The organism is Streptomyces sp. NBC_00400, from assembly GCF_036048035.1.
In the GTDB taxonomy this organism is placed as follows: Bacteria; Actinomycetota; Actinomycetes; order Streptomycetales; family Streptomycetaceae; genus Streptomyces.
On sequence record NZ_CP107940.1, the window covers coordinates 6,824,638 to 6,850,053 of the forward strand.

Below are 25,416 nucleotides of genomic sequence, written 5' to 3' on the forward strand. Positions count from 1 at the left end.
TTGTAGGGTCGGATCTTGAAGGTCACATCGAGCGGGGCGAACCGAGCGGGGTGAGGGACATGGCGACCAAGGACAGCGGCGGCGGACAGGCGAAGGCCACGCGTTCCACGGAAGAGGTCGAGGAGCAGACAGAGGACGCGCAGGCCTCGGAAGACCTCAAGGAACGCCAGGAAAAGTTGTCGGACGACGTGGACTCGGTACTGGACGAGATTGACGATGTCCTCGAGGAGAACGCGGAAGATTTCGTGCGCTCCTTCGTGCAAAAGGGCGGGCAATAGGCCTGATTCCCTTGGAATCGAAGGCTTGCGGGCGGTGGGGGCTTCGCGTGTCAGAAGGCCAGGGTGTGAAGCGCTGTCCGCGGTGCAAGGAGGACAAGCCGCGGACAGCCTTCGCAAGGAACAGGGCGATGGGTGACGGGCTGCGGGCCTGCCGCCGGGGTTGCGCGTCGGTGTACCACCAGGCTCGTCAGGTGGCCAAGGGGCGCAACGTTCGGCCGCGAGTGGAGGTGCCGGCAGGCGACAAGCACTGCTGCACGGAGCAGCGCTGGATGTGCCCGATCTGCCTGGATGCCGACCCCGTGCAGGTGGATCACGATCACGAGACGGGTAGGGTCCGAGGCGTACTGTGCTTCAGTTGCAATGCAGCCTTGGGTCAATTCAAGGATCGGCCGGACGTATTGAGGCGGGCGGCCGAGTATCTGGAAGGAAACGTGTGGAAGCCAATACTCGAAGCACCGGGCGTCTACCAGCTGCCTTCCTGACGCCTGGATCCTCGTCCTTCATGGATTTCCTCGGTGAGCACTCGCCCGCTCTGCTGCCGGGCAACCGCCCGTTGCCGCCGGTGCAGGGTGCCATCGAGGCGCCGCACGGCACGACGATCGTTGCCGCGGCGTTCCCCGGAGGCGTGGTGCTCGCCGGTGACCGGCGGGCGACAATGGGCAATGTCATCGCGCAGCGTGATATCGAGAAGGTTTTCCCGGCCGACGAGTATTCGGCGGTCGGCATCGCGGGCACGGCCGGCCTCGCGGTGGAGATGGTCAAGCTCTTCCAGCTGGAGCTGGAGCACTTCGAGAAGGTCGAGGGTGCCCAACTCTCCCTGGAGGGCAAGGCGAATCGTCTGTCGACGATGATTCGCAGCAATCTGGGGATGGCCATGCAGGGCCTGGCCGTGGTGCCGTTGTTCGCTGGCTTCGACCTCGACCGCGACAAGGGCCGTATCTTCTCGTACGACGTGACCGGCGGGCGGTCGGAGGAGCACGGTTTCGCGGCGACGGGTTCCGGCTCGGTCTTTGCGCGCAGTGCACTGAAGAAGCTCTTCCGGGAAGATTTCACGGAGGATCAGGCCGCCACCGCCGTCGTCCAGGCGCTCTATGACGCGGCCGATGACGACTCCGCGACCGGCGGGCCCGATATGGCGCGGAGGATCTACCCCATCGTCACGGTGATCACCGAAGACGGCTTCAAGAGGCTCACCGGGGACGAGGTCTCGGAGATCGCCCGTGCCGTGCACGAGCGCCGCCTCGAACTGCCCGACGGCCCGCGCGCCGCGCTGCTCTGACGGGACGGACGATCCGCAGTGCTCCCCCAGCTACCGAGAGAGCTTTTGACAGGAAGGGACGGATAGCCGGTGTCGACGCCGTTCTATGTCTCACCCCAGCAGGCCATGGCGGACCGCGCCGAGTACGCCCGCAAGGGCATCGCGCGCGGCCGGAGTGTCGTGGTGCTGCAGTACACCGACGGCGTGGTCTTCGTCGCCGAGAATCCCTCCCGCGCCCTCCACAAGGTCAGCGAGATCTATGACCGGATCGCCTTCGCGGCGGTCGGCAAGTACAACGAGTTCGAGAACCTGCGGATCGGCGGGGTGCGCTACGCCGATCTGCGGGGCTACACCTACGACCGCGAGGACGTGACCGCGCGGGGCCTGGCGAATGTCTATGCCCAGACGCTCGGCACGATCTTCTCCAGCGCCGCCGAGAAGCCCTACGAGGTCGAGCTGATCGTCGCCGAGGTCGGCGCGGCCCCCGAGGACGACCAGATCTACCGGCTGCCGCATGACGGCTCGATCGTCGACGAGCACGGCTCGGTGGCGGTCGGCGGCAGCGCGGACCAGATCAGCAGCTATCTCGACCAGCGTCACCGCGACGGTATGACGCTGGCCGAGGCGCTCAAGCTGGCCGTGGAGTCGCTGTCGCGGGACAACAACGGCGGCGAGCGCCGGCTGACCGCCGAGCAGCTGGAGGTCGCGACGCTGGACCGTACGCGTCCCCAGCAGCGCAAGTTCAAGCGGATCCTGGGGCGGCAGCTGTCCCGGCTGCTGGACGAGAGCGGCGGGGCGGACGCCGGCGAGGCGGCGGACGCGGATGCGGACGCCGGTGCCGGGGAGTCCGGGACCACCGCCGGGGGAACCGGCGGCAAGGGCTCGAAGGACAAGGGAAGCAAGGCGGACAACGGCAAGGGAGCGTCAGGCGGGGAGGGCTCCGACGGGGAGCCGCTGCTCTGACGTCATGCTCCGGGGCGTGTCCCCGGTCGCGCGCCCCGGTGGGTCACTGCCCGCCGGGGCGCGCCGCGTTTCACGGGGCGTCCGCGGCCGGGGCGGTGGAGCCCCGCGTGATCAGTTCGACCGGCAGGGTGGGGGCTTCGGCCGGGCGGCCGTCGAGCACGCTCATCAGGGCCCGCATCCCGGCCTCGCCGAACTCCTCGGCGGGCAGCCGTACGGTCGTCAGCTCCGGCTCGACGGCGAGGGCCAGGGCCAGGTCGTCGAAGCCGGTGACGGAGACGTCCTCGGGGACCCGCAGGCCCAGTCGGCGTACGGCTTTGCAGGCGCCCGCGGCGATGATGTCGTCGTCGCAGAGCAGGGCCGTGGGGCGGGGGCCGGGGGCGGTCAGGGCGGCGTGGGCGGCGTGCAGCCCGGCGTCGACACCGAAGGCGGACGGCTGCCGGCGCAGCAGTGCGCCAGGGATGCCCTTCAGGGCTTCGGTGACGGCGAGGGCGCGCAGATCGAAGGTCCAGGAGTCCACATCGGCGGCGAGGTGGGTGATGCGGCGGTGGCCGAGGGCCGTCAGATGGCTGGTCAACTGCTGGACGCCGTCGGCGATGTCGAGGTTGACGGTGGCGGTGGCCCGGTCGTCGTCGGGGTCGCTGTCCAGCATGACCAGCGGCAGGTCCGCGTCGCGGAGCGCGGTGAGGGCTTCGGCGGCCATCGATGAGGCGATCACGCCGTCCAGCGTGGCCGCCGCGGAGTCGAAGGGGTCGCGGGCCGGGCCGATGCCTTCGGGGGAGGGGTAGAGGACCACTCCGAAGTCGTGGTCGGCGGCGACCCGGGCCGCGCCGGTGTAGACGCGGGCGAAGAATTCGGTGGTCAGGGCGGGGACGACCAGCAATACGGTGCGGGTGCGGCCCATCCGCAGGCTGCGGGCGGCGAGATTGGGGCGGTAGCCCAGCTCGCGGGCGGCGGTGCGGACGGCTTCGGCCTTGGCGGGGGAGACCCGGCCGCGCCATTTGTCGCCCAGGACGAGCGAGACGGTGGCCTGGGAGACCCCGGCGGCACGGGCCACGTCCCGGCTGGTCGTGCGCGCGGCGGCCGGGCGCCGGCCGGGTGTGCTGGTCTCGTTGCTGGTCACCGGGTGTTTCGCTCCTTGTGCACGGCGATGGCGGGTGGACTGCGGATGAGGGTCATGGTACGTATAACGGCGAAGGTTATACGTAACATGTCCGGCCCGGTCCGGACGGAAAAGGGGCAGGGATGGCCGCGGGATATGCGGAGTTGCTCAGAACCCGGCACGCGGCCCGGCTCCTGGCGGGGACGTTGGTCGGCAGGCTGCCGAACGCCACCGCGGCGCTGGCCGTGATCCTCTTCGTACGCGCCGACGGCGGCAGCTACGCCCTGGCCGGTGCGCTCTCCGCGGTCTACGGCGTCTGCAACGCCATCGGCCAGCCGCTGCTGGGCCGGGCGGTGGACCTCTACGGCCAGCCGCGGGTGATGCTGCCCGCCGCGGTGCTCTCCGCTCTCGGTATGGCGCTGCTCGCGGCCGTCGGCCTGGATGTGCTGTGGCTCGCCTGCGCCGCCATGGTGATCGCCGGTTTCTTCACCCCGCCCCTGGAGGGCGGCCTGCGGGCGCTGTGGCCCGGGGTCCTCAAGCGCGCGGACCGGGTGCATGCCGCCTATGCGCTGGACGCGGTGGCGCAGGAAGTCATGTTCGCGGTGGGACCGTTGCTGGTGACGCTGTGCGTGGCGGCCTGGTCGGAGGGTGCGGCGCTGTTGGTGATCAACCTGCTCGGGGTCCTCGGGGCGCTCTCCGTAGTGGTCTGTGAACCGTCCCGGCAGTGGCGCAGCGGGCCGCGGGAGGCGCACTGGCTGGGGGCGTTGCGTTCGGCCGGGATGCTGGTGCTGATCGGGGCGTTCTTCTTCGTGGGGCTGGCGCTGGGCTCGATCGCGGTCGCGGCGGTGGCGTACGCGGAGGAGCGCGGCGGGGGGATGGTCTCCAGCTGGCTGCTGTCCGCGCTGGGTGTCGGCGCGCTGATCGGTGGCCTCGGCTACGGCGCGCGCGAGTGGCCGGGGCGGCCGGAGAGCCGGCTGCGGCTGCTGATCGGTCTGCTGGCGCTGGGCTATCTGCCGCTGGTGCTGGTTCCGGGGGTGGCCGGAATGACGGTGTTGACCGGGGTCGCGGGGGTGTTCCTGGCGCCGGCGCTGGCCTGTGCCTTCGTGGTGGTGGACCGTCATGCGCCCCGGGGGACGGTGACGGAGGCGTTTTCCTGGCTGGTGACGACGTTCGGTGTCGGATCGGCGGCGGGTGCTTCCGTGGTGGGTCCGGCGGTGGAGGGCGGTGGTGCGGTGGCGGGTTTCGCGGTGGCCGGCGCCGGTGGGCTCGCCGCGCTGCTCGTCCTTTTGTCGACGAAGCGATTTCTCGGGGAACCCGTGCCGCGCACGGCGGGTGCGGCCCCGGCGGAAAATGATCGAAACGGGGCCGCCGAACCCGGTTTCAGAGCAGGCCGTCAGGCGTAATGTTCAGTCATGGACCGCCGCATTTTCGGGCTGGAGAACGAGTACGGCGTCACGTGCACGTTCAGGGGACAGCGCCGACTGTCGCCTGACGAAGTGGCGCGGTACCTCTTCCGCCGTGTCGTGTCATGGGGCCGCAGCAGCAATGTCTTCCTGCGGAACGGTGCCCGCCTGTACTTGGACGTGGGTTCGCACCCGGAATACGCAACTCCCGAGTGCGACAACGTGACCGAGCTGGTCACGCACGACAAGGCCGGCGAGCGCATTCTCGAAGGCCTGCTCGTCGACGCCGAGCGCCGCCTGCATGAGGAGGGAATCGCGGGCGACGTCTATCTCTTCAAGAACAACACCGATTCGGCGGGAAACTCCTACGGATGTCACGAGAATTACCTCGTGGCCCGCCATGGTGAGTTCTCCCGGCTCGCGGACATCCTCATTCCGTTCCTCGTCACCCGTCAGCTGCTGTGTGGCGCGGGCAAGGTGCTGCAGACTCCGCGGGGTGCCGTCTACTGCGTCAGCCAGCGCGCGGAGCACATCTGGGAGGGGGTCTCCTCGGCGACGACCCGTTCCCGGCCGATCATCAACACCCGCGATGAACCGCATGCGGATGCCGAGCGTTATCGCCGGCTGCACGTCATCGTCGGTGACTCCAATATGTCCGAGACGACCATGATGCTGAAGGTCGGGGCCACCGATCTCGTGCTGCGCATGATCGAGGCGGGCACGGTCATGCGGGATCTGACGCTGGAGAACCCGATCCGGGCCATCCGTGAGGTCAGCCATGACATCACCGGGCAGCGCAAGGTGCGGCTGGCCAGCGGGCGCGAGGCATCGGCGCTCGAAGTGCAGCAGGAGTACTACGAAAAGGCCGTGGATTTCTGCGACCGCCGCGGAATCCGTACGGGCACCGTCGAGCGGGTCCTGGAGCTGTGGGGCCGTACGCTCGAGGCGATCCGGGAGGAAGAGCTCGACCGTATCTCCACCGAGATCGACTGGGTGATGAAACATCAGCTGATCGAGCGGTATCGCACAAAGAACAACATCACCATGTCCCACCCCCGGGTGGCGCAGATAGACCTCGCGTATCACGACATTCATCGCCGCCGGGGGCTGTACTACCTCCTGGAGCGGAAGGGGCAAGCGGCGCGGATCTGTAACGACTTGAAAATCTTCGAGGGCAAGTCGGTGCCGCCGCAGACCACTCGCGCCAGGCTGCGCGGTGACTTCATTCGCCGGGCGCAGGAGCAGCGCCGTGATTTCACGGTCGACTGGGTGCATCTCAAGCTGAATGACCAGGCGCAGCGGACGGTGCTGTGCAAGGACCCCTTCCGTTCGGTGGACGACCGGGTGGAGAAACTGATCGCCGGCATGTGACCGGATGCGCCGGATGCGGGAGTATGCCGCCGCCGGTGCCGGGCCGGGTCCCTGCGTCACTCGCGGTAGGGACTCCGGTCCGGTCAAGTAATGGCGTCGCAGGCGTGTGGTGCCGGTGAAGGGGCCGGTGGGATGGGACAGTGGCGGGGTCCGTGTGACACGGGCCCGCCATTGTTGTGTGGCGTGGCTAGAGTGGATCTGTCCATTCACTGATCGCAGCCCGTTTTGAGGGATATACGTGCGCCGACGCCCAATCGCAGCCATGATCGCCGTGCCCCTGCTTCTCGTCTCTGCAGCGGCCTGCGGCAATGACGACTCATCCAAGGCCGGCTCCGTGCCGGCGGTGAGCGGCCAGGCGGATGCCAAGCCCAAGGTCGACAAGGGTGAGGGCACCCCTCCCAAGAAGCTTCAGGTCAAGGTCCTCAAAAAGGGTGACGGGCCGGAGGTGAAGAAGGGCGAGGCCCTGAACGCCAACTACCTCGGCCAGACCTGGGACGGCAAGGCGTTCGACAACAGCTGGGACCGCGGCGCGCCGGCCACCTTCGAGATCGGCAGCGGCAAGGTCATCAAGGGCTGGGACGAGGGCCTGGTGGGTCAGAAGCTCGGCAGCCGCGTCGAGTTGGTCATCCCGCCGGACAAGGGGTACGGCGCGCAGGCGCAGCAGAACATTCCCGCCAACTCCACGCTGGTCTTCGTCGTCGATCTCAAGAAGATCATGCCGAGCAAGATCGAGGGCAAGCCGGTCGCGCAGAACGACTCCGATCTCCCCAAGGTCGGGACCGCCATCGACGACAAGGCGCCGAAGATCACCCTGCCCAAGGGCCAGGACGCGCCGAAGGACGTCAAGAGCGAGACGATCATCCAGGGCAAGGGCGCGACGATCAGTGACAAGAGCATCGTGCGTGCCAACTACACGGTGGTCACCTGGAAGGACGGCAAGGTGATCGCCGACACCTGGGCGCCGGGGCAGCCCGGGGCGCAGGACGTGCCGGTCGCGCAGCTGCCGGGGTGGAAGGAAGGCCTCAAGGGCAAGAAGGCCGGCAGCCGGGTGCTGATCGTGGTGCCCAAGAGCAAGCTGACCGAGCAGCAGCAGAAGTCCATCGGCTCCGATCTGGTGTTCTCTGTGGACGTGCTCAGCGTCAGCTGACGCCGATCTGCGAGACTGACGCCGTAGTCGTAAAGATTCGTAAGTAGGAGCACATTCGTGAGCATCGACAAGCCCGAGATCGACTTTCCTGAGGGCCCGGCTCCCACCGAGCTCGAGATCGTGGACCTGACGGAGGGCGACGGGCCGGTCGCCAAGGCCGGGGACACCGTCTCCGTCCACTACGTCGGCGTGTCGTTCAGCACCGGCGAGGAGTTCGACGCGAGCTGGAACCGCGGTAAGCCGCTGCAGTTCCAGCTGGGCGCCGGCCAGGTCATCGCCGGCTGGGACCAGGGCGTGCAGGGCATGAAGGTCGGTGGCCGCCGCCGGCTGACCATCCCCGCGCACCTCGCGTACGGCGACCGCGGTGCCGGCGGCGGCCGGATCGCCCCGGGCGAGACGCTGATCTTCGTCTGCGACCTGGTCTCCGTCTGAGACCGTTGCCGGTCGCGGTGCGCGACCGCCGCTGACGTTCCCGAGGGCCCGTGCCGTGCCGGCGCGGGCCCTCGGGGCTGTCTGCCTGCTTCCCCGTCCGGCTTTGCCCTGACCTCCCCGAGCGGTACGGTCAACGATCGGGAGTTCCACGAGAAAGGGCGTCGATGGCCATTGCCAAGGCCGAGCGGCTGATGAATCTGGCGCTGTGCCTGCTGGGGACGCGACGCCCGCTGACCAAGCGTGAGCTGAGGTCGTCCATCGAGGCCTATATCGAGGCGGGCAGCGACGACTCGTTCAACCGCATGTTCGAGCGCGACAAGGATGATCTGCGCGAGCTCGGCCTGGTCATCGAGACCGTCGAGGGCATCGAGGGCGACATCGGCTATCTCGCCCGCCGCGACAGCAACCGCCTGCCCCCGATCACCCTGGATGCCGAGGAGGCCGCCGCCCTCGGGCTCGCCGCGAAGATCTGGCAGCAGGCCCGGCTGGCCGGTGCCGCCAGCGGCGCGCTCCAGAAGCTGCGCGCGGCGGGTATGCCACTGGCCGGGGACGGAGCGGACTACGACGCCGGGCAGCCGCACAGCGCCCTGGAACCCCGTATCCCTGCCCATGAAGCCGCCTTCGAGCCGTTGATGCTGGCCTGCCGGGACCGCCGCCCGGTCATCTTCGACTACCGCAAGTCGAACGCCGCCCGCCCCGAGCAGCGGCAGGTCGAACCGTGGATCCTGGAGTGCTGGCGGGGCCATTGGTACGTCGCCGGCTGGGACCGTGAGCGCAAGGCGGAACGGGTCTTCCGGCTCTCCCGGATCACCGGCAAGGTCCGTTCCCGGCAAGGGGCGTTCACCGCGCCGGTGCCCGATCACGTCACCGTCCGCGAGACCGTCGAGAGCTGGGCCGGGGAGACCGCGACCGGCACCGCCAGGATCAAGCTCCGCGCCGAGCACGGCTATCCGCTGCGCGCCCGCGCGCTCACCGTCCGCGAGCTGGGCGGCGGCTGGGACGAGCTGGAGATCCCCAACGGCCACGGCCTCGACGCCTGGCTCGTGGAGTTCGGGCCCGATGTGGTCGTACTGGAACCCGCGGAACTGCGCGCCGAGGTCATCGACCGGCTGCGTGCCGTGGCCAAGGGCTGAGAGGGATACGAGACCCATGGCGACGAACGCGATCGACCAGACCCGCCGGATGCTGTCCCTGGTGACCTATCTGCGCGAGCGCCCCGGCGCCCGCGTCGGCGACGTCGCCCGCGCCTTCGGTATCACCGAGGACGAGCTGATCGCCGATCTCGACATCCTGCCGATGTGCGGGACGAGCTTCCGCGGCGGCGACCTCCTCGACATCGACACCGACGGCGACCGCATCTGGTGGCACAACCCCGACGATGTCGCCGAGCCGCTGCGGCTGGCCGCCGACGAGGCGACCGCGCTGCTGGTCGCGGCCCGGGCCGTGGCGACCCTGCCCGGGCTGCGCGAGGGCGACCGGCAGGCGCTGCTGCGGGCCACCGCCAAGCTGGAGGCGGCGGCCGGCGAGGCGGCCGGTGCCAGTGCCCGGCTGTCGGTGACCTTCGAGTCCGAGGGCGGGGTCTTCGCCGACGTGGACCGCGCCATCGCCGAGCGGCGGCGGCTGTGGCTGCGCTACTACTCCCCGGCCCGCGACGAGCTGACCGAGCGCGAGGTCGACCCGATCCGGCTGTTCGCCGTCGGCCACACCTATATGGAGGCGTGGTGCCGGCTCTCCGAGGCCCGGCGCACCTTCCGGCTCGACCGGGTCGCCGAGATCAAGCTGCTGGACGCCCCCGCCGACCCGCCGCCGGTCGAGCTGCGCGATCTGTCGGAGGGACTGGTGCAGCCCGCGGCCGAGGACCCCGAGGTGTCCATCGAGGTCGGGCCCGGCGGCCGCTGGGTCGCCGAGTACTACCCGCACGACAGCGCCGAGGAGCTTCCCGACGGCGGATTGCGCATCACCCTGCGCACCCCGGATCCGGCGTCGCTGCGGCGGCTGGCGCTGCGCCTGGGCCGGGACGGCCGGATCGTGGCGCCGCAGGAGCTCGCGGACAGTGCGCGGCAGGCCGCCGATCAGGCGCTCGCGGCGTACGGCGAGTGAAGAGGGCGCGCCGGGCGGCGCACCGCCTTGCGCAGGGAGCAGGAGACGGCAGCGAAGGATGACGACCACGATGGTGACCACCACCCTGGCGGGCATGGCCGCGCCGGTGCTCTTCAAAGCTGCCTGCCCGGACTGCCGGGGCCGCTTCGAGCTGGCCTCGGACGCCTTCCGGCTGGCGATCGGCGCCAGCAGCCGCACCACCTTCTACTCCTTCACCTGCCCCGACTGCCGCCGTGCGGTGCGCAAACCGGCAGGCGAGCGGATCGTCGAGCTGCTGACCGGCGGTGGGGTCCGCACGCTGCGGCTGCACACGGGCTGACCGATAGGCTCGTCCCCATGCTCTGGCCCATGATCGCAATCGCCCTCGGCTTCGCCGGGATCGCCGTGCTCGGTGTCCTGGCCGTACGTGTCTTCGCCGAGGTGCGGCGGCTGGCCCGTCAGGTCGGTGCATCCTCGGAGCGGATCCAGCGGGCCGCCGAGGACCTGGAGCGGGCGGCGGTTCCGCTGGCGTCCCGGATGCACGAGGCGGGCCGGGAGTGAAGAGGTAGCCGGAGGCGTCGGCGCTCTGCTGCCGCGCCGGGCGGAGAGGTACCCTGCATCAGCGGTTCAGACAGCACGATGCCCGCGGCAATCGCGAGTACGCGAGGGGATTGCCCGGCGTTCACCACCGAACGTTACGATCGTGCCAGCACCAGGAAGCCAGTCCGACCCTATCGGCAGGCACCACAGCAGACGCCGCCCCGGCGAGAAGGTAGTCGCAGATGCTCAGCAACCTGAGGGCCCCCGAGATCATCCTGATCCTCGTCGTGATTGTGCTGCTCTTCGGCGCGAAGAAACTTCCGGACATGGCGCGGTCGCTCGGCAAGTCGGCCCGCATTCTCAAGAGTGAGGCCAAGGCGATGAAGAAGGACGGTGACTCGGAGGGCGGTGCCACGACCGGCGCCACGTCCGAGGCGCCCGCCGACGCCGCACAGCAGGCTCCTCGTACGATTCAGGCGGCGCCCGGTGATGTGAACAGCTCCCGCCCGGTGGCCGAGCCGCACCGCACCACCCAGAGCTGAGCCGAACCGATCCAGCCGCACCGATCCGTTTCGGGAAAGGCTGACGCACGAGACGAGGACGTGGGTTGCCCAAGTCTGCCCGCAAGCAGGAGAAGGACCCCGAGGGGCGGATGCCGCTGGCGGCGCATCTGCGCGAGCTGCGCAACCGGCTGCTGAAGTCGGTGCTGGCGATGGGTGTGATCACCGTCATCGCCATGTGGCAGTACGACGCCATCGCCCACTTCATCACGGGGCCGGTCATCCATTCGGTCGGCTGCGCCAAGGGCAGCACGACCGGGCCGCGCGACCACCCCTGTGCCCAGGTCGTCGCGAACGGTCTGCTCGCACCGTTCACGATCATGCTCAAGCTCTCCCTCACGACAGGTGTCGTCGCTTCCAGCCCGGTGTGGCTCTACCAGCTCTGGGCCTTCCTCGCGCCGGGGCTGCACCGCCACGAGAAGAAGTACGCGCTGAGCTTCGTCGGCGCCGGAGTGCCGCTCTTCCTCGCCGGTGCCTACCTCGCCTACGCGGTGCTGCCCACCACGGCCGCCGCCCTGGTCGGCCTGACCCCGGAGGACTGGGCCAACTTCTTCCCGGCCGACGACTTCTTCGACATCGTCACGCGCATGATCGTGGTCTTCGGTCTCGCCTTCGAGCTTCCGCTGCTGCTGGTGCTGCTCAACTTCGGCGGGGTGCTGACCGGCGGCCGGATCCTGAGCTGGTGGCGGTTCATGGTGCTGGGCATCACGGTCTTCGCGGCCGTCGCCACCCCGACCGGTGACCCGCTGACCATGGGGCTGCTGGCCGCTCCGATCGTGGTGCTGTACTTCGGCGCCGCCGGCATCTGCCTGCTCAACGACCGCCGCCGCAAGCGGGGCAACCCGGACGCGGGACTGAGCGACGACGAGGCCTCGGAACTCGACCTGACGCCTTCCGCGGTCGGCGAGATCGAGTCGGTCTCCTCCGGCCGGATGCTGCCGGAGCAGGCGAGCGGCGACGCGGAGAGCGGCGACACGGGCCGGCGCGGAGGATTCGACGACGTGACGTGACCGGCGGACGGCCGCGCGCCGGGCGCGGCCTGTTGCGGTGGCCGGGAGCGGTGACGCACCAAGAAGGCGGCCCCATCGGATCTCCGATGGGGCCGCCTTCTTTCGCGGTCGGGCAGAGTCAGCAGCGACCGCCCTTGGCCGCCGCGAAGCTCAGCGGCTCGTTCCACAGGACGGTGTGACCGCCGCTGTTGGCGTTGACGTTGGCGCACCACTTGTTGTTGAACAGCGCGTTCGTCGTGGCCGCGATCGCAGACTTCTTGAGATGCGTCCGCGGGCAAAGGCTGCGCATAAAGATCCGGTCGTTGTCAGAGGTGGCCGGTAGGCTCGTAAGCACGATGACCGAGGACATGTCCCCTGCTGAGCGCTATGCCGCCGCCAAGCTCCGGGCGGCCGAGCAGGCCACCGCACTCGCCCCTTTCCGGGAGATGTACGACTTCGGCCTGGACCAGTTCCAGGTCGAGGCGTGCCAGGCCCTGGAGGCCGGCAAGGGCGTGCTGGTCGCGGCCCCCACCGGATCCGGAAAGACGATCGTCGGCGAATTCGCCGTCCACCTGGCCCTGGAGCAGGGCCGAAAATGCTTCTACACCACGCCCATCAAGGCGCTGTCCAACCAGAAGTACCAGGATCTGGTCAAGCGTTACGGCGCCGAAAAGGTCGGTCTGCTGACCGGCGACAACAGTGTCAACTCCGAAGCCCCGGTGGTCGTGATGACCACCGAGGTGCTGCGCAACATGCTCTATGCCGGCTCCCGGTCGCTGACCGGCCTCGGCTATGTGGTGATGGACGAGGTGCACTACCTCTCCGACCGCTTCCGTGGCGCCGTCTGGGAAGAGGTGATCATCCATCTGCCCGAATCGGTGACGCTGGTGTCACTGTCGGCGACGGTTTCCAATGCCGAGGAGTTCGGCGACTGGCTGGACACGGTCCGTGGTGACACGGCTGTGATCGTCTCCGAGCACCGCCCGGTGCCGCTGTGGCAGCACGTCCTCGCGGGCCGCCGGATATACGACCTGTTCGAGGAGCGGGACGGGCAGAGCGGCGGCCGCCGCGAGGTCAATCCCGATCTGGAGCGGCTGGCGCGGATGGAGAACAGCCGGCCGACGTTCGGCCGGGACAAGCGCCGGGGCCGCAATCTGCGTGAGGCGGACCGTGAGCGCGAGCGGCGCCAGCGTGCCCGGATCTGGACGCCCAGCCGGCCCGAGGTCATCGACCGCCTCGACAACGAGGGCCTGCTGCCCGCGATCACCTTCATCTTCAGCCGCGCCGGCTGCGAGTCCGCCGTCCAGCAGTGCCTGTATTCGGGCCTGCGGCTCAACGACCAGGAGGGCCGCGAGGAGGTCCGCCGCATAGTGGAGGCGCGGACGGCCGGAATCCCGGACGACGACCTCCATGTGCTGGGCTACTTCGAGTGGTTGGAGGGCCTGGAACGGGGCATCGCGGCGCACCACGCCGGCATGCTGCCGACGTTCAAGGAGGTCGTCGAGGAGCTGTTCGTCAAGGGGCTCGTCAAGGCCGTCTTCGCCACCGAGACGCTGGCGCTGGGCATCAACATGCCCGCGCGTTCCGTGGTGTTGGAAAAGCTGGTGAAGTGGAACGGCGAGCAGCACGCCGACATCACCCCCGGTGAGTACACCCAGCTGACCGGCCGCGCCGGTCGCCGCGGGATCGACATCGAGGGCCATGCGGTGGTGCTGTGGCAGCGGGGGATGAACCCGGGCGCGCTGGCCGGGCTCGCCGGGACGCGTACGTATCCGCTGCGGTCCTCCTTCAAGCCGTCGTACAACATGGCGGTCAACCTCGTCTCGCAGTTCGGCAGGCACCGTTCGCGGGAGCTGCTGGAGATGTCCTTCGCGCAGTTCCAGGCCGACAAGTCGGTGGTCGGGATCTCGCGGCAGGTGCAGAAGAACGAGGAGGGGCTGGAGGGCTACCGCGGCTCGATGACCTGTCACCTCGGCGACTTCGAGGAGTACTCCCGGCTGCGGCGGGAGCTGAAGGAGCGGGAGACGGAGCTGGCCAAGCAGGGCGCGGCTCAGCGGCGGGTGGCGGCCGCGGCGGCGCTGGAGAAGCTGAAGCCCGGCGATGTCATCCATGTGCCGACCGGCAAGTACGCCGGTCTCGCGCTGGTCCTCGACCCCGGTATGCCCTCGGGGCGGACCAACGGCCATCGCGGTTTCGAGGCGCAGGACGGCCCGCGTCCGCTGGTGCTGACCGCCGAGCGGCAGGTCAAGCGGCTGGGGTCGATCGATTTCCCGGTGCCGGTCGAGGCGCTGGACCGGATGCGGATCCCCAAGTCCTTCAACGCCCGCAGCCCGCAGTCGCGCCGCGATCTTGCCTCGGCGCTGCGGACGAAGGCCGGCCACCGGGTGCCGTCGCGGCACCGCAAGCCCCGCGCGGCGGCGGCCGACGACCGCGAGATCGCCCGGCTGCGGACGGAGATCCGGGCGCACCCCTGCCATGGCTGTGCCGAGCGCGAGGACCACGCCCGCTGGGCGGAGCGCTATCACCGGCTGCTGCGCGACACCCGCCAGTTGGAGCGCCGGATCGAGGGGCGGACGAACACCATCGCCCGTACCTTCGACCGGATCTGCGCCCTGCTGACCGAGCTGGACTACCTCGAAGGCGACACCGTCACCGACGAGGGCCGCCGCCTGGCCCGGCTCTACGGCGAGCTGGATCTGCTGGCGAGCGAATGCCTGCGCGAGGGCGTCTGGGAGGGCCTTGGCCCGGCGGAGCTGGCGGCCTGCGCCTCGGCGCTGGTGTACGAGGCACGGCAGGCGGACGACGCGGTGGCACCCAAGCTGCCGGCCGGCAAGGCCAGGGACGCACTGGGCGAGATGGTCCGCATCTGGGGCCGGCTGGACGCCCTGGAGGAGGACCACAAGATCAACCAGGCGGAGGGCGTCGGCCAGCGCGAGCCGGACCTCGGCTTCGCCTGGGCCGCGTACCGCTGGGCCTCCGGCTTCGGCCTCGACGAGGTCCTGCGGGAGGCGGAGATGCCCGCCGGTGACTTTGTCCGCTGGTGCAAGCAGCTGGTCGACGTCCTCGGCCAGATCGCCGTGGCGGCCCCGCCCGGCGGCACGGTGGCGCGTACCGCCCGCAAGGCCATGGACGGTGTGCTGCGCGGCGTGGTGGCGTATTCGTCGGTGGGCTGAGCGGCAGGGCCGGGACCGGCCCGGCAGAGCGACGGCGCCGCACCCCCGTTCTCCGGGGTGCGGCGCCGACTGCTGTCGGGGAGGAGCGGACGAGGGTTACGACGCCTGGCGGCCGTCGGCGGCCGCCCGCTCCGCATCGCGTGTGGCGACCTCCTCGCGCACGATCGGGATGACGTACCGGCCGAAGTCGATGGCGTCGTCCAGCAGGTCGTAGCCGCGGGCGGAGAGGATGTCCACGCCCAGGTCGTAGTAGTCGAGCAGGGCCTGCGCGACGGTCTCCGGCGTGCCGACCAGGGCGGTGGAGTTGCCCGCTCCGCCGGTCTCCGCGGCGGTCGGGGTCCACAGCGCCCGGTCGTGCCGCTCGCCCTCGGCGGCCACCGCCAGCAGCCGCTGCGACCCGGCGTTCTGCGGGTTCGTCAGCGGATGCCGGCGGCTGAGTGCGCCGCCCGCCTTGCGGGCCTTGATCCGTTCCAGGGTGCGGTGCGCCTTCTCCCAGGCCAGCTCCTCGGTGGGCGCAATGATCGGCCGGAACGCGACCTGGATCCTGGGCACATCGGTGCGGCCCGCCGCCTGTGCCGCGGCCCGCACCGAGGTGATCTGCTCGGTGGTCTGCGCCAGCGGCTCGCCCCACAGGCAGTAGATGTCCGCCTCGGCGCCGCCCGCCGCGTACGCCGCCGGCGAGGAGCCCCCGAACGAGACCTGCGGGTGCGGCTGTTGGACGGGGAAGGTGTCCGAGACGAAGTCGTGGAAGCGGTAGTGGGTGCCCTCGTGGTCGAAGGGCTCATGGGTGGTCCAGATCTTCTTGACGAGGCGGATGTACTCGCGGGTGCGGTCGTAGCGCTCGTCCTTGGTGAGGGTGTCGCCCTCGCGGCCCTGCTCGTGGTCGTTGCCGCCGGTGATGAAGTGGACCGCGAGCCGCCCGTCGCTGATCCGGTCCAGCGTCGCGAAGGTCTTCGCGGCGAAGGTGGGATACGAGACGTTGGGGCGGTGCGCCACCAGGATCTGCAGCGTTTCGGTGCGGGCGGCGACGAAGGCGGCGGCCGGGGAGGGGTCGGGGGAGCCGGAACCGTAGGCGAACAGCACCCGGTCCCAGCCGTACTCCTCGTGGGCGCGGGCCAGTTTCAGCGTGTAGTCCTTGTCGAAGGACGCCCCGGAGCGGGGGGTGACTTCGGAACCGTCGTGGGTTGCGGCAATGCCGAGGAATTCGACAGGCATGGGCGGCCTCGTCTTCTCGTGGGTCGCGCGTTCGTGGGTGCGCGCGTGGGCGAGCGCGCGGGGCATGCGCGTCGGGCATGCGGGCGTACGGAATCGCCGTACGGAGAGGGGGTGCTGCGCTACGGAGAAGTCAGCGGCAACAGGAGGCCGACCACACCCGACCGAAGTCGATGTGGTCACGGGTGACCAGCCGCTGCTGAGGACGCATGCGCTCAGTGGAACAGGCGGATGCAGGTGCCGTCAATCAATTCCTGCCGCGACGCGGTGAGTTCGCGGCGGTCCGGACGGAGCCGGGTGCGGCCGCCGGGGTGGCGGGGAAGGATGCCGCCATGTGTGCGACCAGGGACGAGGGCGCCGCTCCGGTGCGGCGCTTCGGAAAGCTCATCAGGCTGCGCCCGGAACACCGCGAGGAGTATCTGCGGCTGCATGCGGAGGTCTGGCCGGAGGTGCTGGCGATGATCACCGCCTGCCGCCTCCGCAACTACTCGATCTTCCTCGAGGGCGAGGTGCTGTTCTCGTACGCCGAGTACGTCGGCGACGACTATGCCGCCGATATGGCCAGGATGGCCGCCGACCCCGCCACCCGGCGGTGGTGGCAGCTCACCGATCCCTGCCAGGAGCAGACCGGCGGCGCCGTACCGGGGGAGTGGTGGACACCGATGCGGGAGGTCTTCCACCACGACTGAACCGGCCGGCGCCGCGGACGGGCGGGGTCAGGAGGCCGTCGCCGGCGCGGACTCCTGTTCGGCCTCGACCTGCTGGTTCCAGTCGCGCTTGGCGGCCTGCCAGCCGTCCTCGTTGTGGCCGGTGCGCCAGTAGCCGGAGACGGACAGGGCCTCACGGGGGATCGCGTGCTCGACGCGGAGCAGGCGGCGCAGTTCCTTCACGAACCCTGCCTCGCCGTGCACGAACGCCTGGACCCGGCCGGCCGGGAACTCCAGCGCCCGTACGGCGGCGACCAGTTCACGGCCGACCGGCGCGGTACCGCGGTACAGCCAGCGGACCTCGGCACCGGCCGGTACCTCCAGTTCCTGACGCTCCTCCGGGCCCGCCACCTCGATGAAGGCGTGCACCGGCACCCCCGCGGGCATCCGGGCCAGGGACGCCGCGATGGCGGGCAGCGCGCTCTCGTCCCCCGCCAGCAGGTGCCAGTCGGCGTCCGCCTCGGGGATGTAGGCTCCGCCGGGCCCGGACAGGTGGATCTCCTCGCCGGGCTTCGCCGCGGCCGCCCACGGCCCGGCCAGGCCCTCGTCGCCGTGCACCACGAAGTCCACGGTCAGCTCGCGGGCTGCGGCGTCCCAGGCGCGGACGGTGTAGGTACGGGTGCTGGGCCACTGGTGGCGCGGGAAGTCGGCGCGGATCTGCGCGATGTCGAACGGCTCGGGGTAGTTGACGCCGGGCTGCGGAAAGACCAGCTTCACGTAATGGTCGGAGTACTCGCCGGCCGTGAACTCCGCCAGCCCGTCACCGCCCAGCACCACGCGGACCATGTGCGGGGTGAGCTGCTCGGTGCGCTGCACCCGGGCGCGGTGCAGGGTGGGCTTCTTGCGGGACGGACGCTCTGCTGCCACGGCAATCTCCCCTGAGGCGATATTTATTAGGTATACCTAACCTAACAGGTTATCGGCTCAAGGTGAGGAGAAGTCGCTGCAGGGCTCCGCCGAGGCCCCATCGGGCGGCCAGTGCCTCCAGGCGCTCGGGGTCGGCCGGTTCGGCCGGCAGGGTGTGGTCGACGGCGGGCACGGGCACGTCGGCGGCCACCTTCACGACCTTGGGGGCGACGGCCAGATAGGGACGCGCCTCCAGCAGCCGCTTGCGCTGGGCGGGGGTCACCTTCGAGGCCGGATCGTCGGCGGCGGTCATGATGCCCGCCAGGTCGCCGTAGGTGTCCAGCAGTTTGGCGGCGGTCTTCTCGCCGATGCCCGGTACGCCGGGCAGGCCGTCGCTGGGGTCGCCGCGCAGCAGCGCCAGATCGGCGTAACCGGGCCCGTCCACCCCGTACTTCTCGCGCAACAGGGCCTCGTCGGTGATCTGGAGGGTGCCGACGCCCTTGAGCGGATAGAGGATGCGGATGCCGCGGCGGTCGTCGACGAGCTGGAAGAGGTCGCGGTCGCCGGTGACGATGTCCACCGGGCCCTTCGCCTGTGCGGTCAGGGTGCCGATGACGTCATCGGCCTCGTAGCCGGCCGCCCCGATGCGGGCGATGCCCAGGGCGTCCAGGACGTCCTCGATGACCGGGACCTGGGGCGAGAGGGTGTCGGGGATCTCCTCCTCGTCGGGCTCCGCGGAGCCCGACGGAGCCTCCTCGGCGACCCGGTGCGCCTTGTACGAGGGGATCAGGTCGACCCGCCACTGGGGGCGCCAGTCGAAGTCCATGCACGCGACCAGGTCATCGGGGTGGTGGTCCTGGACGAGCCGGGCGATGAAGTCCAGCAGGCCGCGTACCGCGTTCACCGGGGTGCCGTCCGGGGCCTTGACTGATTCCGGTACCCCGAAATAGGCGCGGAAGTAGAGAGAGGCGGTGTCGAGGAGCATCAGGCGTCGAGTCACATCCCGCATCTTGCCGTATGCCCCATACGTCACGCAGATGTGAGCTGAATCACTGACTTGTTTGAGCCAGATAAAGACGGGCAGGCGCGCAGCCGGAGTGGACCCGGTCGAGATTCAACCTTTCGACCGGTAAAGCGGGCGGAACCCGTGCCGCTCCGCGACCTGGCTACGGGGGTGGCAGGTCGTCCTCCGATCGACAAGAGAGGCATATGTGGCCAGGCTGCAAGCCGAGCACCTGTACAAGGTGTTCGGCAGACGACCCGAGGACGCGGTCCGCAAACTCGAAGCCGGCGCCGACCGGGAGGAGCTGCGGGCCGAAGGCACGACAGCCGCGGTGATCGACGCCTCGATCGAGGTCGACGAGGGCCAGATATTCGTCGTCATGGGGCTCTCCGGATCGGGCAAGTCCACCCTGCTGCGCACGCTCAACGGGCTGCTGGAGCCGACCTCGGGGACCGTCCGTTTCGACGGCCAGGACCTGACGTCGCTCAGCGACAAGGAGCTGCGCAAGGTCCGCTCCCAGAAGATCTCCATGGTCTTCCAGCACTTCGCGCTCTTCCCGCACCGCAGTGTGCTGGAGAACGCCGCCTACGGCCTCGAAGTGCAGGGCGTACCGCGCGCCGAGCGCATCGCGCGCGCCACCGAAGCGCTGGAACTCACCGGGCTCAAGGGCTGGGAGAAGTCCTGGCCCGACGAGCTGTCCGGCGGTATGCAGCAGCGCGTGGGACTGGCCCGTGCGCTGGCCACCAACGCCGATCTGCTGCTGATGGACGAGTCCTTCAGCGCGCTCGACCCGCTGATCCGCCGCGATATGCAGGACCAGCTGCTGGAGCTGCAGAAGTCGCTGAAGAAGACCATCGTCTTCATCACCCACGACCTGAACGAGGCCATGCGGCTCGGCGACCGGATCGCCGTGATGCGCGACGGCCGGATCGTGCAGATCGGCAGTGCCGAGGACATTCTCGTCACACCGGCCAACGACTACGTCGCCTCCTTCACCCAGGACGTGGACCGCACCCGGGTGCTGACCGCGGGCGCGATCATGACCGAGGTCGGGACCGTGCTCGGCGCCACGACCCCGGAGGGCGGCAAGCTCACCACCGCGGCGGAGTTCCGGGCCGCGGCGCCCGCCACGGTCGGGGTCGACACCCCGCTGGTCGAGCTGTTCACGCCCTGTTCGACCAGCAGCGTTCCGGTCGCCGTGACCGATGAGCAGGGCGCTTTGGTCGGGGCCGTCACGGCCGAGCGGCTGCTGGCCGTCCTCGGGGAGGCCGCGGAGCAGAGCCCGGCCCCGGCCCTCCCCGTCTCGGCCGAGGCCGACGGCGGGACGGCCGCGGAGAAGACATCGGTGGAGAAGACACCGGCCGACAAGACACCGGCCGACAAGACACCGGCCGACAAGACACCGGCGGACAAGACCTCCGAGCCCACGTCCGGGAACACGTCCACGGACCACGACCCCGAGGACAAGGTGAACGCCGGTGCCTAGGATTCCGATAGGCAGTTGGGCCGACAGCCTGGTCGAATGGCTGCGGGACCACGCCGAGTGGCTTTTCCACTTCGTCACGACCGTGCTGGGCGGCTTCTACGACGGCATCCTCGCGGTCCTCTCCGGCCCCACACCGTTGCTCCTGACGGGCATTTTCGCGGTGATCGCCTGGTGGCTGCGGGGTCTGCCGGCCGCCGTGCTGACGTTCGCCGGCTTCGCCCTGATCGATTCGATCGAGCAGTGGCACCAGACCATGCAGTCGCTCTCGCTGGTGCTGGTGGCCTGCATCATCACGGTCGCGGTGGCCGTCCCCCTCGGTATCTGGGCGGCCCGTAACCGTGCCGTCAGCGGAGCGGTGCGTCCGGTCCTGGACCTGATGCAGACGATGCCCGCGATGGTCTACCTGATCCCCGGCATCCTCTTCTTCGGCCTGGGCGCCGTCCCCGGCATCGTCTCCACCATCGTCTTCTCCATGCCGCCCGCGGTCCGCATGACCGAACTGGGCATCCGGCAGGTCGACGGTGAACTCGTCGAGGCCGCCGACGCGTTCGGTACCCATCCGCGGCGCACGCTCTTCCGCGTACAGCTGCCGCTCGCACTGCCGACGATCATGGCCGGTATCAACCAGGTCATCATGCTGGCGCTGTCCATGGTCGTCATCGCCGGCATGGTCGGCGGGGCCGGTCTCGGCGGCACGGTCTACCTCTCGCTCAGCTCGGTCGATGTGAAGCTGGGCGCGGAGGGCGGTCTCGCGGTCGTCATCCTCGCGGTGTACCTGGACCGGATGACCAGCGCGCTCAACCAGCGGGTCTCCCCGCTCGGCCGGCGCGCGCTGGCCAAGGCGCAGGCCGCGCTCGGCGGCCTGAAGTTCCTCCAGTGGAAGCCCGCGACCTCCCTGGCGACGGTCGCCGTGGTCGTGCTCGCGCTGGTCGCCGGCGGGATGAGCGTCCTCGGCAAGGACAAGGGCAGCGGCGCGGGCAGCACCGACGGCAACGGCCGCCCCATCAGCCTCGGCTACGTCAACTGGGACGAGGGCAAGGCCACGACCTTCCTGTGGAAGGAGATCCTCGAACAGCGCGGCTACAAGCCCCGGGCCCAGGCCCTGGACGCCGGCCCGCTCTTCACCGGCCAGGCCCGTGGTGACATCGACGTACAGACCAACGCCTGGCTGCCGACGACCCACGCGGAGTACTGGAAGAAGTACAAGGACAAGCTCGAGGACCTGGGCGCCTGGTACGACAAGACCTCGCTGGAGATCGCGGTCCCGTCCTACATGAAGGACGTCAAGACCCTGGACGACCTCAAGGGCAAGGGCGGCACCTTCGGCGGCAAGATCGTCGGTATCGAGCCGGGCGCCGGCGAGATGAAGATCCTCAAGGACAAGGTCCTCAAGGACTACGGCCTGGGCGGCGAGTACAAGGTCATGGAGTCCAGCACCTCGTCCATGCTCACCGAGCTGGACCGCTCGATCCACGACAAGAAGCCGATCGCCGTCACGCTGTGGTCGCCGCACTGGGCCTACGACAAGTACAAGCTGACCAAGCTCAAGGACCCCAAGGGCTCCTTCGGCTCCGGGGACAGCCTGCACATGCTGGGCCGCAAGGGCTTCTCGAAGGACGAGCCGCAGGTCGCCGGCTGGATGAAGAACTTCCACCTGGACGAGAAGCAGCTCACCAGCCTCGAAAGCGCGGTCAAGAACGCCGGTACGGGGCATGAGCAGGAGGGCGTGCGCGCCTGGCTCAAGCAGCATCCGGGCCTGGTCAACAAGCTGGCGCCGTCGGCCAAGGCCCAGTACGCCAAGGGCAAGGACGCGGGCAAGACCCCGACCATGGGCTACCCGGCGTGGGACGAGGGCATCGCCACCACCTACCTCTGGAAGAACATCCTGGAGAAGCGGGGCTACAAGCCGAAGCTGCAGAACCTCGATGTCGGCCCGATGTGGACCGGTTTGTCGACGGGACAGATCGATGTCGAAACCGACGCCTGGCTTCCGGTGGCGCAGAAGCAGTACTGGGACAAGTACAAGAACGATCTCGTCGATGTCGGGGCCTGGTACGACAAGACCTCCCTGGAGATCGCCGTACCGTCCTACGTCAAGGGCGTGAAGACCCTGGACGATCTGCGCAAGCACAAGGACACCTTCGACGGCAAGATCATCGGTATCGAGCCGGGCACCGGTGAGATGAAGCGCCTCAAGAGCGTGGTGTCCCCCGCGTACGGCCTGGACGGCTTCGACGTCACCGAGGCCGGGACCAGCGCCATGCTCACCGAGCTGGAGCGGGCCTACGCCAAGAAGGAGCCCATCGCGGTGGTCCTGTGGTCCCCGCACTGGGCGTACAGCAAGTACCACCTCACCAAGCTCAAGGACCCCCAGGGCACCTGGGGCGCCAACAACCAGATCAAGACGATCGGCAACAAGAGCTTCCCGGACAAGTTCCCGGAGTTCCACCGCTGGTTGAAGAACTGGAAGATGAGCGCCGATGAGCTCGGCAGCCTGGAGAAGGACATCCAGGCGGCCGGCAAGGGCAACGAGAACAAGGGCGTCCAGAAGTGGATCGATGCCCATCCGGGCATCGTCGACAAGATGGCACCCGTGAAGTAGCCCCCCTCGGCGCCCACGTCAGCGCGGCGAGCCCCGCCACCGGATCCTTCGGTGGCGGGGCTCGGCCGTCTCCGGCCTGCGGGGTCTCCGGCCTGCGGGGTCTCCGGCCTGCGGGACGGAACGCGGTACGGAATGCGGTACGGAATGCAGTACGCACGGATCCCGTCATGCGCCGGGCCCGGTCCGGGCGGGGCGGGGCGGGCGGGGCGGGTCGGGTCGGGCCGGTCCGTGCGAGGCTGGCGCCATGACGATCCGCACCCCGCCGCGCCGCGTGGTCTCCCTCGTGCCCTCGCTGACGGAGGCGGTCGCCTGTACCGCCCCCGGGCTGCTGGTCGGGGCCACCGACTGGTGCAGCGAGCCGGCCGGGCTCGATGTCGTACGCATCGGCGGCACCAAGAACCCGGACACGGAGCGGATCGCCGCCCTCGCCCCCGACCTGGTGCTCGCCAACGAGGAGGAGAACCGGGAGCCGGATCTCGCCGCGCTGCGCGCCGCCGGGATCGCGGTGCTGGTCACCGAAGTACGCACCCTGCCGCAGGCGTTCCGGGAACTGGAGCGGGTCCTCGTCCACGGCTGCGGGCTGGCCCGGCCCCCGTGGCTGGATGCCGCCGAGGCCGCCTGGTGCGAGCTGCCGGTCCCGGCGGCGGAGCGGACGGCGGTGGTGCCCGTCTGGCGGCGCCCGTGGATGGTGCTGGGCCGGGACACCTTCGCCGGCGACCTCCTGGCCCGGCTGGGCGTCCGCCATCACTACGCGGACCATGCCGACCGCTACCCCCGTATCCCGCTCGACGCGCTCCTCGCCTGCGCCGCCGACCTCGTGGTGCTGCCCGACGAGCCGTACCGCTTCAGCGCCGAGGACGGTCCCGAGGCGTTCCCCGGCCTGCCCGCCGCGCTGGTCAGCGGCCGGTATCTGACCTGGTACGGGCCGTCCCTGGTACGCGCTCCGGCCGAACTGGCCGCGGCCTTGGCCGCGGCGCGGTGAGGGGGCGTGAGGCTTTGGCCGCGGCCAGGTGAGGAAGCGGCGTACGACGGCTACGCGGTCGAGCGGCGCACGGCGGCTGGGGGAAACAGCCCCTACGAGGTGACCGGCCGGGGCGGCGCGAGCAGGCGTCCGTGGGCCAGGCCGGCGGCGGTGCGGGTGGCGGCCACCGCCACGGCGGTCACCAGGAGCGCGAACAGGCCCACCGCGAGCCAGTCGAAGACGGTCAGGCCGGTGCGCCGGGCCAGCCCCGCCGCGCCCGTGACGCAGGTCCCGAGCGGGAAGGTGAAGCCCCACCAGGTCATGGCGAATCGCATGCCGTTGCGGACGGCGCGCACCACCAGCGCGGTGGCGATCGCCAGCCAGAGGAGGGCGAAGCCCATGACCGGGACGCCGTAGAGCACCGCGAAGGCGCCCATGGCGTGTGCGGAAGAGGCGTCCACGACGCCCGGTGCGGCATGGGCGAGGTTGGCCACCGCGGTGGTGGACTGCCCCAGGGGGCCCAGGACGAGGAACAGCGTGGGGGTGAGCGCGAGGGGGAGCGGGCCGTGGTGGATCAGCCGGGACAGCACGAGCGGCAGGACGAGCAGCGTGGCCAGCAGCGACATGCCGAACAGCGCATAGCAGGCGAACAGCAGGGCCGCCCGCCACTGGCCGGCCGGCAGATACGGCACCAGGGCCGGGCCCAGCGCCGCCGACACCATGGGAGCGACCAGCGGCAGCAGCCAGACGGGAGAGGCGCTGCCGGGCTCGATGCGGTGCCGGGCCACCATCAGGTACGGGATGCCGGCGGCGCAGGTGAGGCCGACGAGGGTGCCCAGGATCCACAGGGCGGCGTCGGCGGCCACCGCGGCCGGTTCGCCGATGACCTCGCGGCCCACGGCGAGCGTGCCGCCGCCGACCGCCAGCAGGGCCATGGCCAGACATCCGTAGAAGGGGGCGACGGCCGGGTCGAGCAGATGGCGGCGCGCCTGGTCGCCGTGGCGGGCCCAGTGCACGGCCCGCGCGGCCAGCAGCGTCAGCAGCATCAGCGCCGACAGCGCCCAGACGACCTGGAGGACGGTGTGCAGGCCGGGGGCGGTGAGCGGCAGGACCGTGCCGGCATTGGCGACGATCGCGGTGCCCATGACAGCGGCGTACCAGTTCGGGCCGAGATGGCGGACCGAGGGCGCGGTATCGGGCGTGCCGGGGCCGGGACCGGGACCGGTCCCGGGGTCGGTGCCCGGGCGGGAAGGTGCTTGCGCGAGAGATGCCATGAGAACAGCGTCGGTGCCCGGCAGGGCCGCCAC

General features: G+C 70.0%; 25 protein-coding genes. 19 read left to right on the forward strand and 6 right to left on the reverse strand.

The annotated features are described in order from the left end of the window. Positions 1-59: 59 nt before the first annotated feature. From OHS81_RS29825 to prcA, 4 genes are all read left to right on the forward strand, one after another. On the forward strand, positions 60-278 hold the full coding sequence (locus OHS81_RS29825) for a ubiquitin-like protein Pup (protein ID WP_088796879.1): 219 nt from the start codon (positions 60-62) through the stop codon (positions 276-278). Between the two features lie 128 nt (positions 279-406). Further along, a complete protein-coding gene (locus tag OHS81_RS29830; RefSeq protein ID WP_328388319.1) occupies positions 407-760 on the forward strand; it encodes an endonuclease VII domain-containing protein in 354 nt (117 codons plus the stop codon). Further along, a complete protein-coding gene (gene prcB / locus OHS81_RS29835; RefSeq protein ID WP_328388320.1) occupies positions 712-1,557 on the forward strand; it encodes a proteasome subunit beta in 846 nt (281 codons plus the stop codon). Before OHS81_RS29830 ends, prcB begins: the two co-directional genes overlap by 49 nt. Positions 1,558-1,626: 69 nt before the next feature. Beyond that, a complete protein-coding gene (gene prcA / locus OHS81_RS29840) occupies positions 1,627-2,499 on the forward strand; it encodes a proteasome subunit alpha (RefSeq protein ID WP_328388322.1) in 873 nt (290 codons plus the stop codon). Positions 2,500-2,569: 70 nt separating this feature from the next. Here the strand turns inward: prcA and OHS81_RS29845 are convergent, their stop codons facing one another. Beyond that, entirely contained in the window at positions 2,570-3,619 is a 1,050-nt protein-coding gene (locus OHS81_RS29845) for a LacI family DNA-binding transcriptional regulator (RefSeq protein ID WP_328388324.1), read from the reverse strand. Between the two features lie 122 nt (positions 3,620-3,741). Here OHS81_RS29845 and OHS81_RS29850 point away from each other — a divergent pair, with 122 nt between their 5' ends. From OHS81_RS29850 to tatC, 10 genes are all read left to right on the forward strand, one after another. Beyond that, positions 3,742-5,001, forward strand: coding sequence for an MFS transporter (locus OHS81_RS29850; RefSeq protein ID WP_328388326.1), 1,260 nt, complete (start codon positions 3,742-3,744; stop codon positions 4,999-5,001). Positions 5,002-5,010: 9 nt separating this feature from the next. Further along, on the forward strand, positions 5,011-6,372 hold the full coding sequence (gene pafA / locus OHS81_RS29855; protein ID WP_129297219.1) for a Pup--protein ligase: 1,362 nt from the start codon (positions 5,011-5,013) through the stop codon (positions 6,370-6,372). A 262-nt stretch (positions 6,373-6,634) separates the two neighbouring features. Continuing rightward, positions 6,635-7,519 carry an FKBP-type peptidyl-prolyl cis-trans isomerase gene (locus OHS81_RS29860; protein ID WP_328388328.1) on the forward strand — a complete coding sequence of 295 codons (885 nt, stop codon included), beginning with the start codon at positions 6,635-6,637 and terminating at the stop codon, positions 7,517-7,519. Between the two features lie 57 nt (positions 7,520-7,576). Next, positions 7,577-7,951, forward strand: a complete 375-nt coding sequence (locus OHS81_RS29865) for an FKBP-type peptidyl-prolyl cis-trans isomerase (RefSeq protein ID WP_018087767.1) — start codon at positions 7,577-7,579, stop codon at positions 7,949-7,951. Between the two features lie 164 nt (positions 7,952-8,115). Then, positions 8,116-9,084: a helix-turn-helix transcriptional regulator gene (locus OHS81_RS29870; protein WP_328388330.1), complete on the forward strand. Its 969-nt coding sequence runs from the start codon at positions 8,116-8,118 to the stop codon at positions 9,082-9,084. A 16-nt stretch (positions 9,085-9,100) separates the two neighbouring features. Beyond that, the gene (locus tag OHS81_RS29875; protein ID WP_328388332.1) at positions 9,101-10,051 is read left to right on the forward strand and encodes a helix-turn-helix transcriptional regulator; all 951 of its coding nucleotides are present in this window, start codon (positions 9,101-9,103) and stop codon (positions 10,049-10,051) included. Between the two features lie 58 nt (positions 10,052-10,109). Further along, positions 10,110-10,370, forward strand: a complete 261-nt coding sequence (locus OHS81_RS29880; RefSeq protein ID WP_328388334.1) for a hypothetical protein — start codon at positions 10,110-10,112, stop codon at positions 10,368-10,370. 17 nt (positions 10,371-10,387) lie between these two features. Continuing rightward, on the forward strand, positions 10,388-10,591 hold the full coding sequence (locus tag OHS81_RS29885) for a hypothetical protein (protein WP_328388336.1): 204 nt from the start codon (positions 10,388-10,390) through the stop codon (positions 10,589-10,591). A gap of 221 nt (positions 10,592-10,812) precedes the next feature. Continuing rightward, positions 10,813-11,112: a Sec-independent protein translocase subunit TatA gene (tatA, locus tag OHS81_RS29890; RefSeq protein WP_328388338.1), complete on the forward strand. Its 300-nt coding sequence runs from the start codon at positions 10,813-10,815 to the stop codon at positions 11,110-11,112. A 65-nt stretch (positions 11,113-11,177) separates the two neighbouring features. Next, a complete protein-coding gene (gene tatC, locus OHS81_RS29895; protein WP_328388340.1) occupies positions 11,178-12,140 on the forward strand; it encodes a twin-arginine translocase subunit TatC in 963 nt (320 codons plus the stop codon). A 118-nt stretch (positions 12,141-12,258) separates the two neighbouring features. Here the strand turns inward: tatC and OHS81_RS29900 are convergent, their stop codons facing one another. Beyond that, positions 12,259-12,474: a hypothetical protein gene (locus tag OHS81_RS29900; protein WP_328388342.1), complete on the reverse strand. Its 216-nt coding sequence runs from the start codon at positions 12,472-12,474 to the stop codon at positions 12,259-12,261. A gap of 1 nt (position 12,475) precedes the next feature. On the opposite strand from OHS81_RS29900, the gene OHS81_RS29905 reads away from it, so the two are divergent. Next, the gene (locus OHS81_RS29905) at positions 12,476-15,292 is read left to right on the forward strand and encodes a DEAD/DEAH box helicase (protein WP_328388344.1); all 2,817 of its coding nucleotides are present in this window, start codon (positions 12,476-12,478) and stop codon (positions 15,290-15,292) included. A gap of 96 nt (positions 15,293-15,388) precedes the next feature. On the opposite strand, the gene OHS81_RS29910 is transcribed toward OHS81_RS29905, so the two are convergent. After that, positions 15,389-16,507, reverse strand: a complete 1,119-nt coding sequence (locus tag OHS81_RS29910) for an LLM class flavin-dependent oxidoreductase (RefSeq protein WP_328388346.1) — start codon at positions 16,505-16,507, stop codon at positions 15,389-15,391. Positions 16,508-16,836: 329 nt separating this feature from the next. Between OHS81_RS29910 and OHS81_RS29915 the strand changes: the two genes are divergently transcribed. Then, positions 16,837-17,193, forward strand: coding sequence for an L-rhamnose mutarotase (locus OHS81_RS29915; protein ID WP_328388348.1), 357 nt, complete (start codon positions 16,837-16,839; stop codon positions 17,191-17,193). 27 nt (positions 17,194-17,220) lie between these two features. Here OHS81_RS29915 and OHS81_RS29920 read toward each other — a convergent pair whose 3' ends face one another. Together OHS81_RS29920 and OHS81_RS29925 are read right to left on the reverse strand one after the other, a co-directional pair. Continuing rightward, positions 17,221-18,078: a siderophore-interacting protein gene (locus tag OHS81_RS29920; protein WP_328388350.1), complete on the reverse strand. Its 858-nt coding sequence runs from the start codon at positions 18,076-18,078 to the stop codon at positions 17,221-17,223. A 49-nt stretch (positions 18,079-18,127) separates the two neighbouring features. Next, positions 18,128-19,042 carry a 5'-3' exonuclease gene (locus OHS81_RS29925; protein ID WP_328391518.1) on the reverse strand — a complete coding sequence of 305 codons (915 nt, stop codon included), beginning with the start codon at positions 19,040-19,042 and terminating at the stop codon, positions 18,128-18,130. A 226-nt stretch (positions 19,043-19,268) separates the two neighbouring features. On the opposite strand from OHS81_RS29925, the gene OHS81_RS29930 reads away from it, so the two are divergent. The 3 genes from OHS81_RS29930 (at position 19,269) to OHS81_RS29940 (ending at position 24,130) form a co-directional block, all read left to right on the forward strand. Then, positions 19,269-20,546 (forward strand): quaternary amine ABC transporter ATP-binding protein, encoded by a 1,278-nt coding sequence (locus tag OHS81_RS29930; RefSeq protein WP_328388352.1) that lies wholly within the window; start codon positions 19,269-19,271, stop codon positions 20,544-20,546. Continuing rightward, positions 20,539-23,148, forward strand: coding sequence for an ABC transporter permease/substrate binding protein (locus tag OHS81_RS29935; protein WP_328388354.1), 2,610 nt, complete (start codon positions 20,539-20,541; stop codon positions 23,146-23,148). Before OHS81_RS29930 ends, OHS81_RS29935 begins: the two co-directional genes overlap by 8 nt. A 244-nt stretch (positions 23,149-23,392) precedes the next feature. After that, complete coding sequence (locus OHS81_RS29940) at positions 23,393-24,130, forward strand: helical backbone metal receptor (RefSeq protein ID WP_328388355.1); 738 nt, start codon at positions 23,393-23,395, stop codon at positions 24,128-24,130. Between the two features lie 92 nt (positions 24,131-24,222). Here OHS81_RS29940 and OHS81_RS29945 read toward each other — a convergent pair whose 3' ends face one another. Further along, a complete protein-coding gene (locus OHS81_RS29945; protein WP_328388356.1) occupies positions 24,223-25,383 on the reverse strand; it encodes a TDT family transporter in 1,161 nt (386 codons plus the stop codon). Positions 25,384-25,416 lie beyond the last annotated feature (33 nt).

Coding starts and splice junctions, on each gene's coding strand:
- OHS81_RS29880 (WP_328388334.1), top strand. CDS start 10,110: ATGACGACCACGATGGTGACCACCACCCTGGCGGGCATGGCCGCGCCG.
- OHS81_RS29885 (WP_328388336.1), top strand. CDS start 10,388: ATGCTCTGGCCCATGATCGCAATCGCCCTCGGCTTCGCCGGGATCGCC.
- pafA (WP_129297219.1), top strand. CDS start 5,011: ATGGACCGCCGCATTTTCGGGCTGGAGAACGAGTACGGCGTCACGTGC.
- OHS81_RS29915 (WP_328388348.1), top strand. CDS start 16,837: ATGTGTGCGACCAGGGACGAGGGCGCCGCTCCGGTGCGGCGCTTCGGA.
- OHS81_RS29910 (WP_328388346.1), bottom strand. CDS start 16,507: ATGCCTGTCGAATTCCTCGGCATTGCCGCAACCCACGACGGTTCCGAA.
- tatA (WP_328388338.1), top strand. CDS start 10,813: ATGCTCAGCAACCTGAGGGCCCCCGAGATCATCCTGATCCTCGTCGTG.
- OHS81_RS29850 (WP_328388326.1), top strand. CDS start 3,742: ATGGCCGCGGGATATGCGGAGTTGCTCAGAACCCGGCACGCGGCCCGG.
- OHS81_RS29875 (WP_328388332.1), top strand. CDS start 9,101: ATGGCGACGAACGCGATCGACCAGACCCGCCGGATGCTGTCCCTGGTG.
- OHS81_RS29860 (WP_328388328.1), top strand. CDS start 6,635: ATGATCGCCGTGCCCCTGCTTCTCGTCTCTGCAGCGGCCTGCGGCAAT.
- OHS81_RS29940 (WP_328388355.1), top strand. CDS start 23,393: ATGACGATCCGCACCCCGCCGCGCCGCGTGGTCTCCCTCGTGCCCTCG.
- OHS81_RS29945 (WP_328388356.1), bottom strand. CDS start 25,383: ATGGCATCTCTCGCGCAAGCACCTTCCCGCCCGGGCACCGACCCCGGG.
- OHS81_RS29870 (WP_328388330.1), top strand. CDS start 8,116: ATGGCCATTGCCAAGGCCGAGCGGCTGATGAATCTGGCGCTGTGCCTG.
- OHS81_RS29905 (WP_328388344.1), top strand. CDS start 12,476: ATGACCGAGGACATGTCCCCTGCTGAGCGCTATGCCGCCGCCAAGCTC.
- OHS81_RS29825 (WP_088796879.1), top strand. CDS start 60: ATGGCGACCAAGGACAGCGGCGGCGGACAGGCGAAGGCCACGCGTTCC.
- OHS81_RS29925 (WP_328391518.1), bottom strand. CDS start 19,042: ATGCTCCTCGACACCGCCTCTCTCTACTTCCGCGCCTATTTCGGGGTA.
- OHS81_RS29830 (WP_328388319.1), top strand. CDS start 407: ATGGGTGACGGGCTGCGGGCCTGCCGCCGGGGTTGCGCGTCGGTGTAC.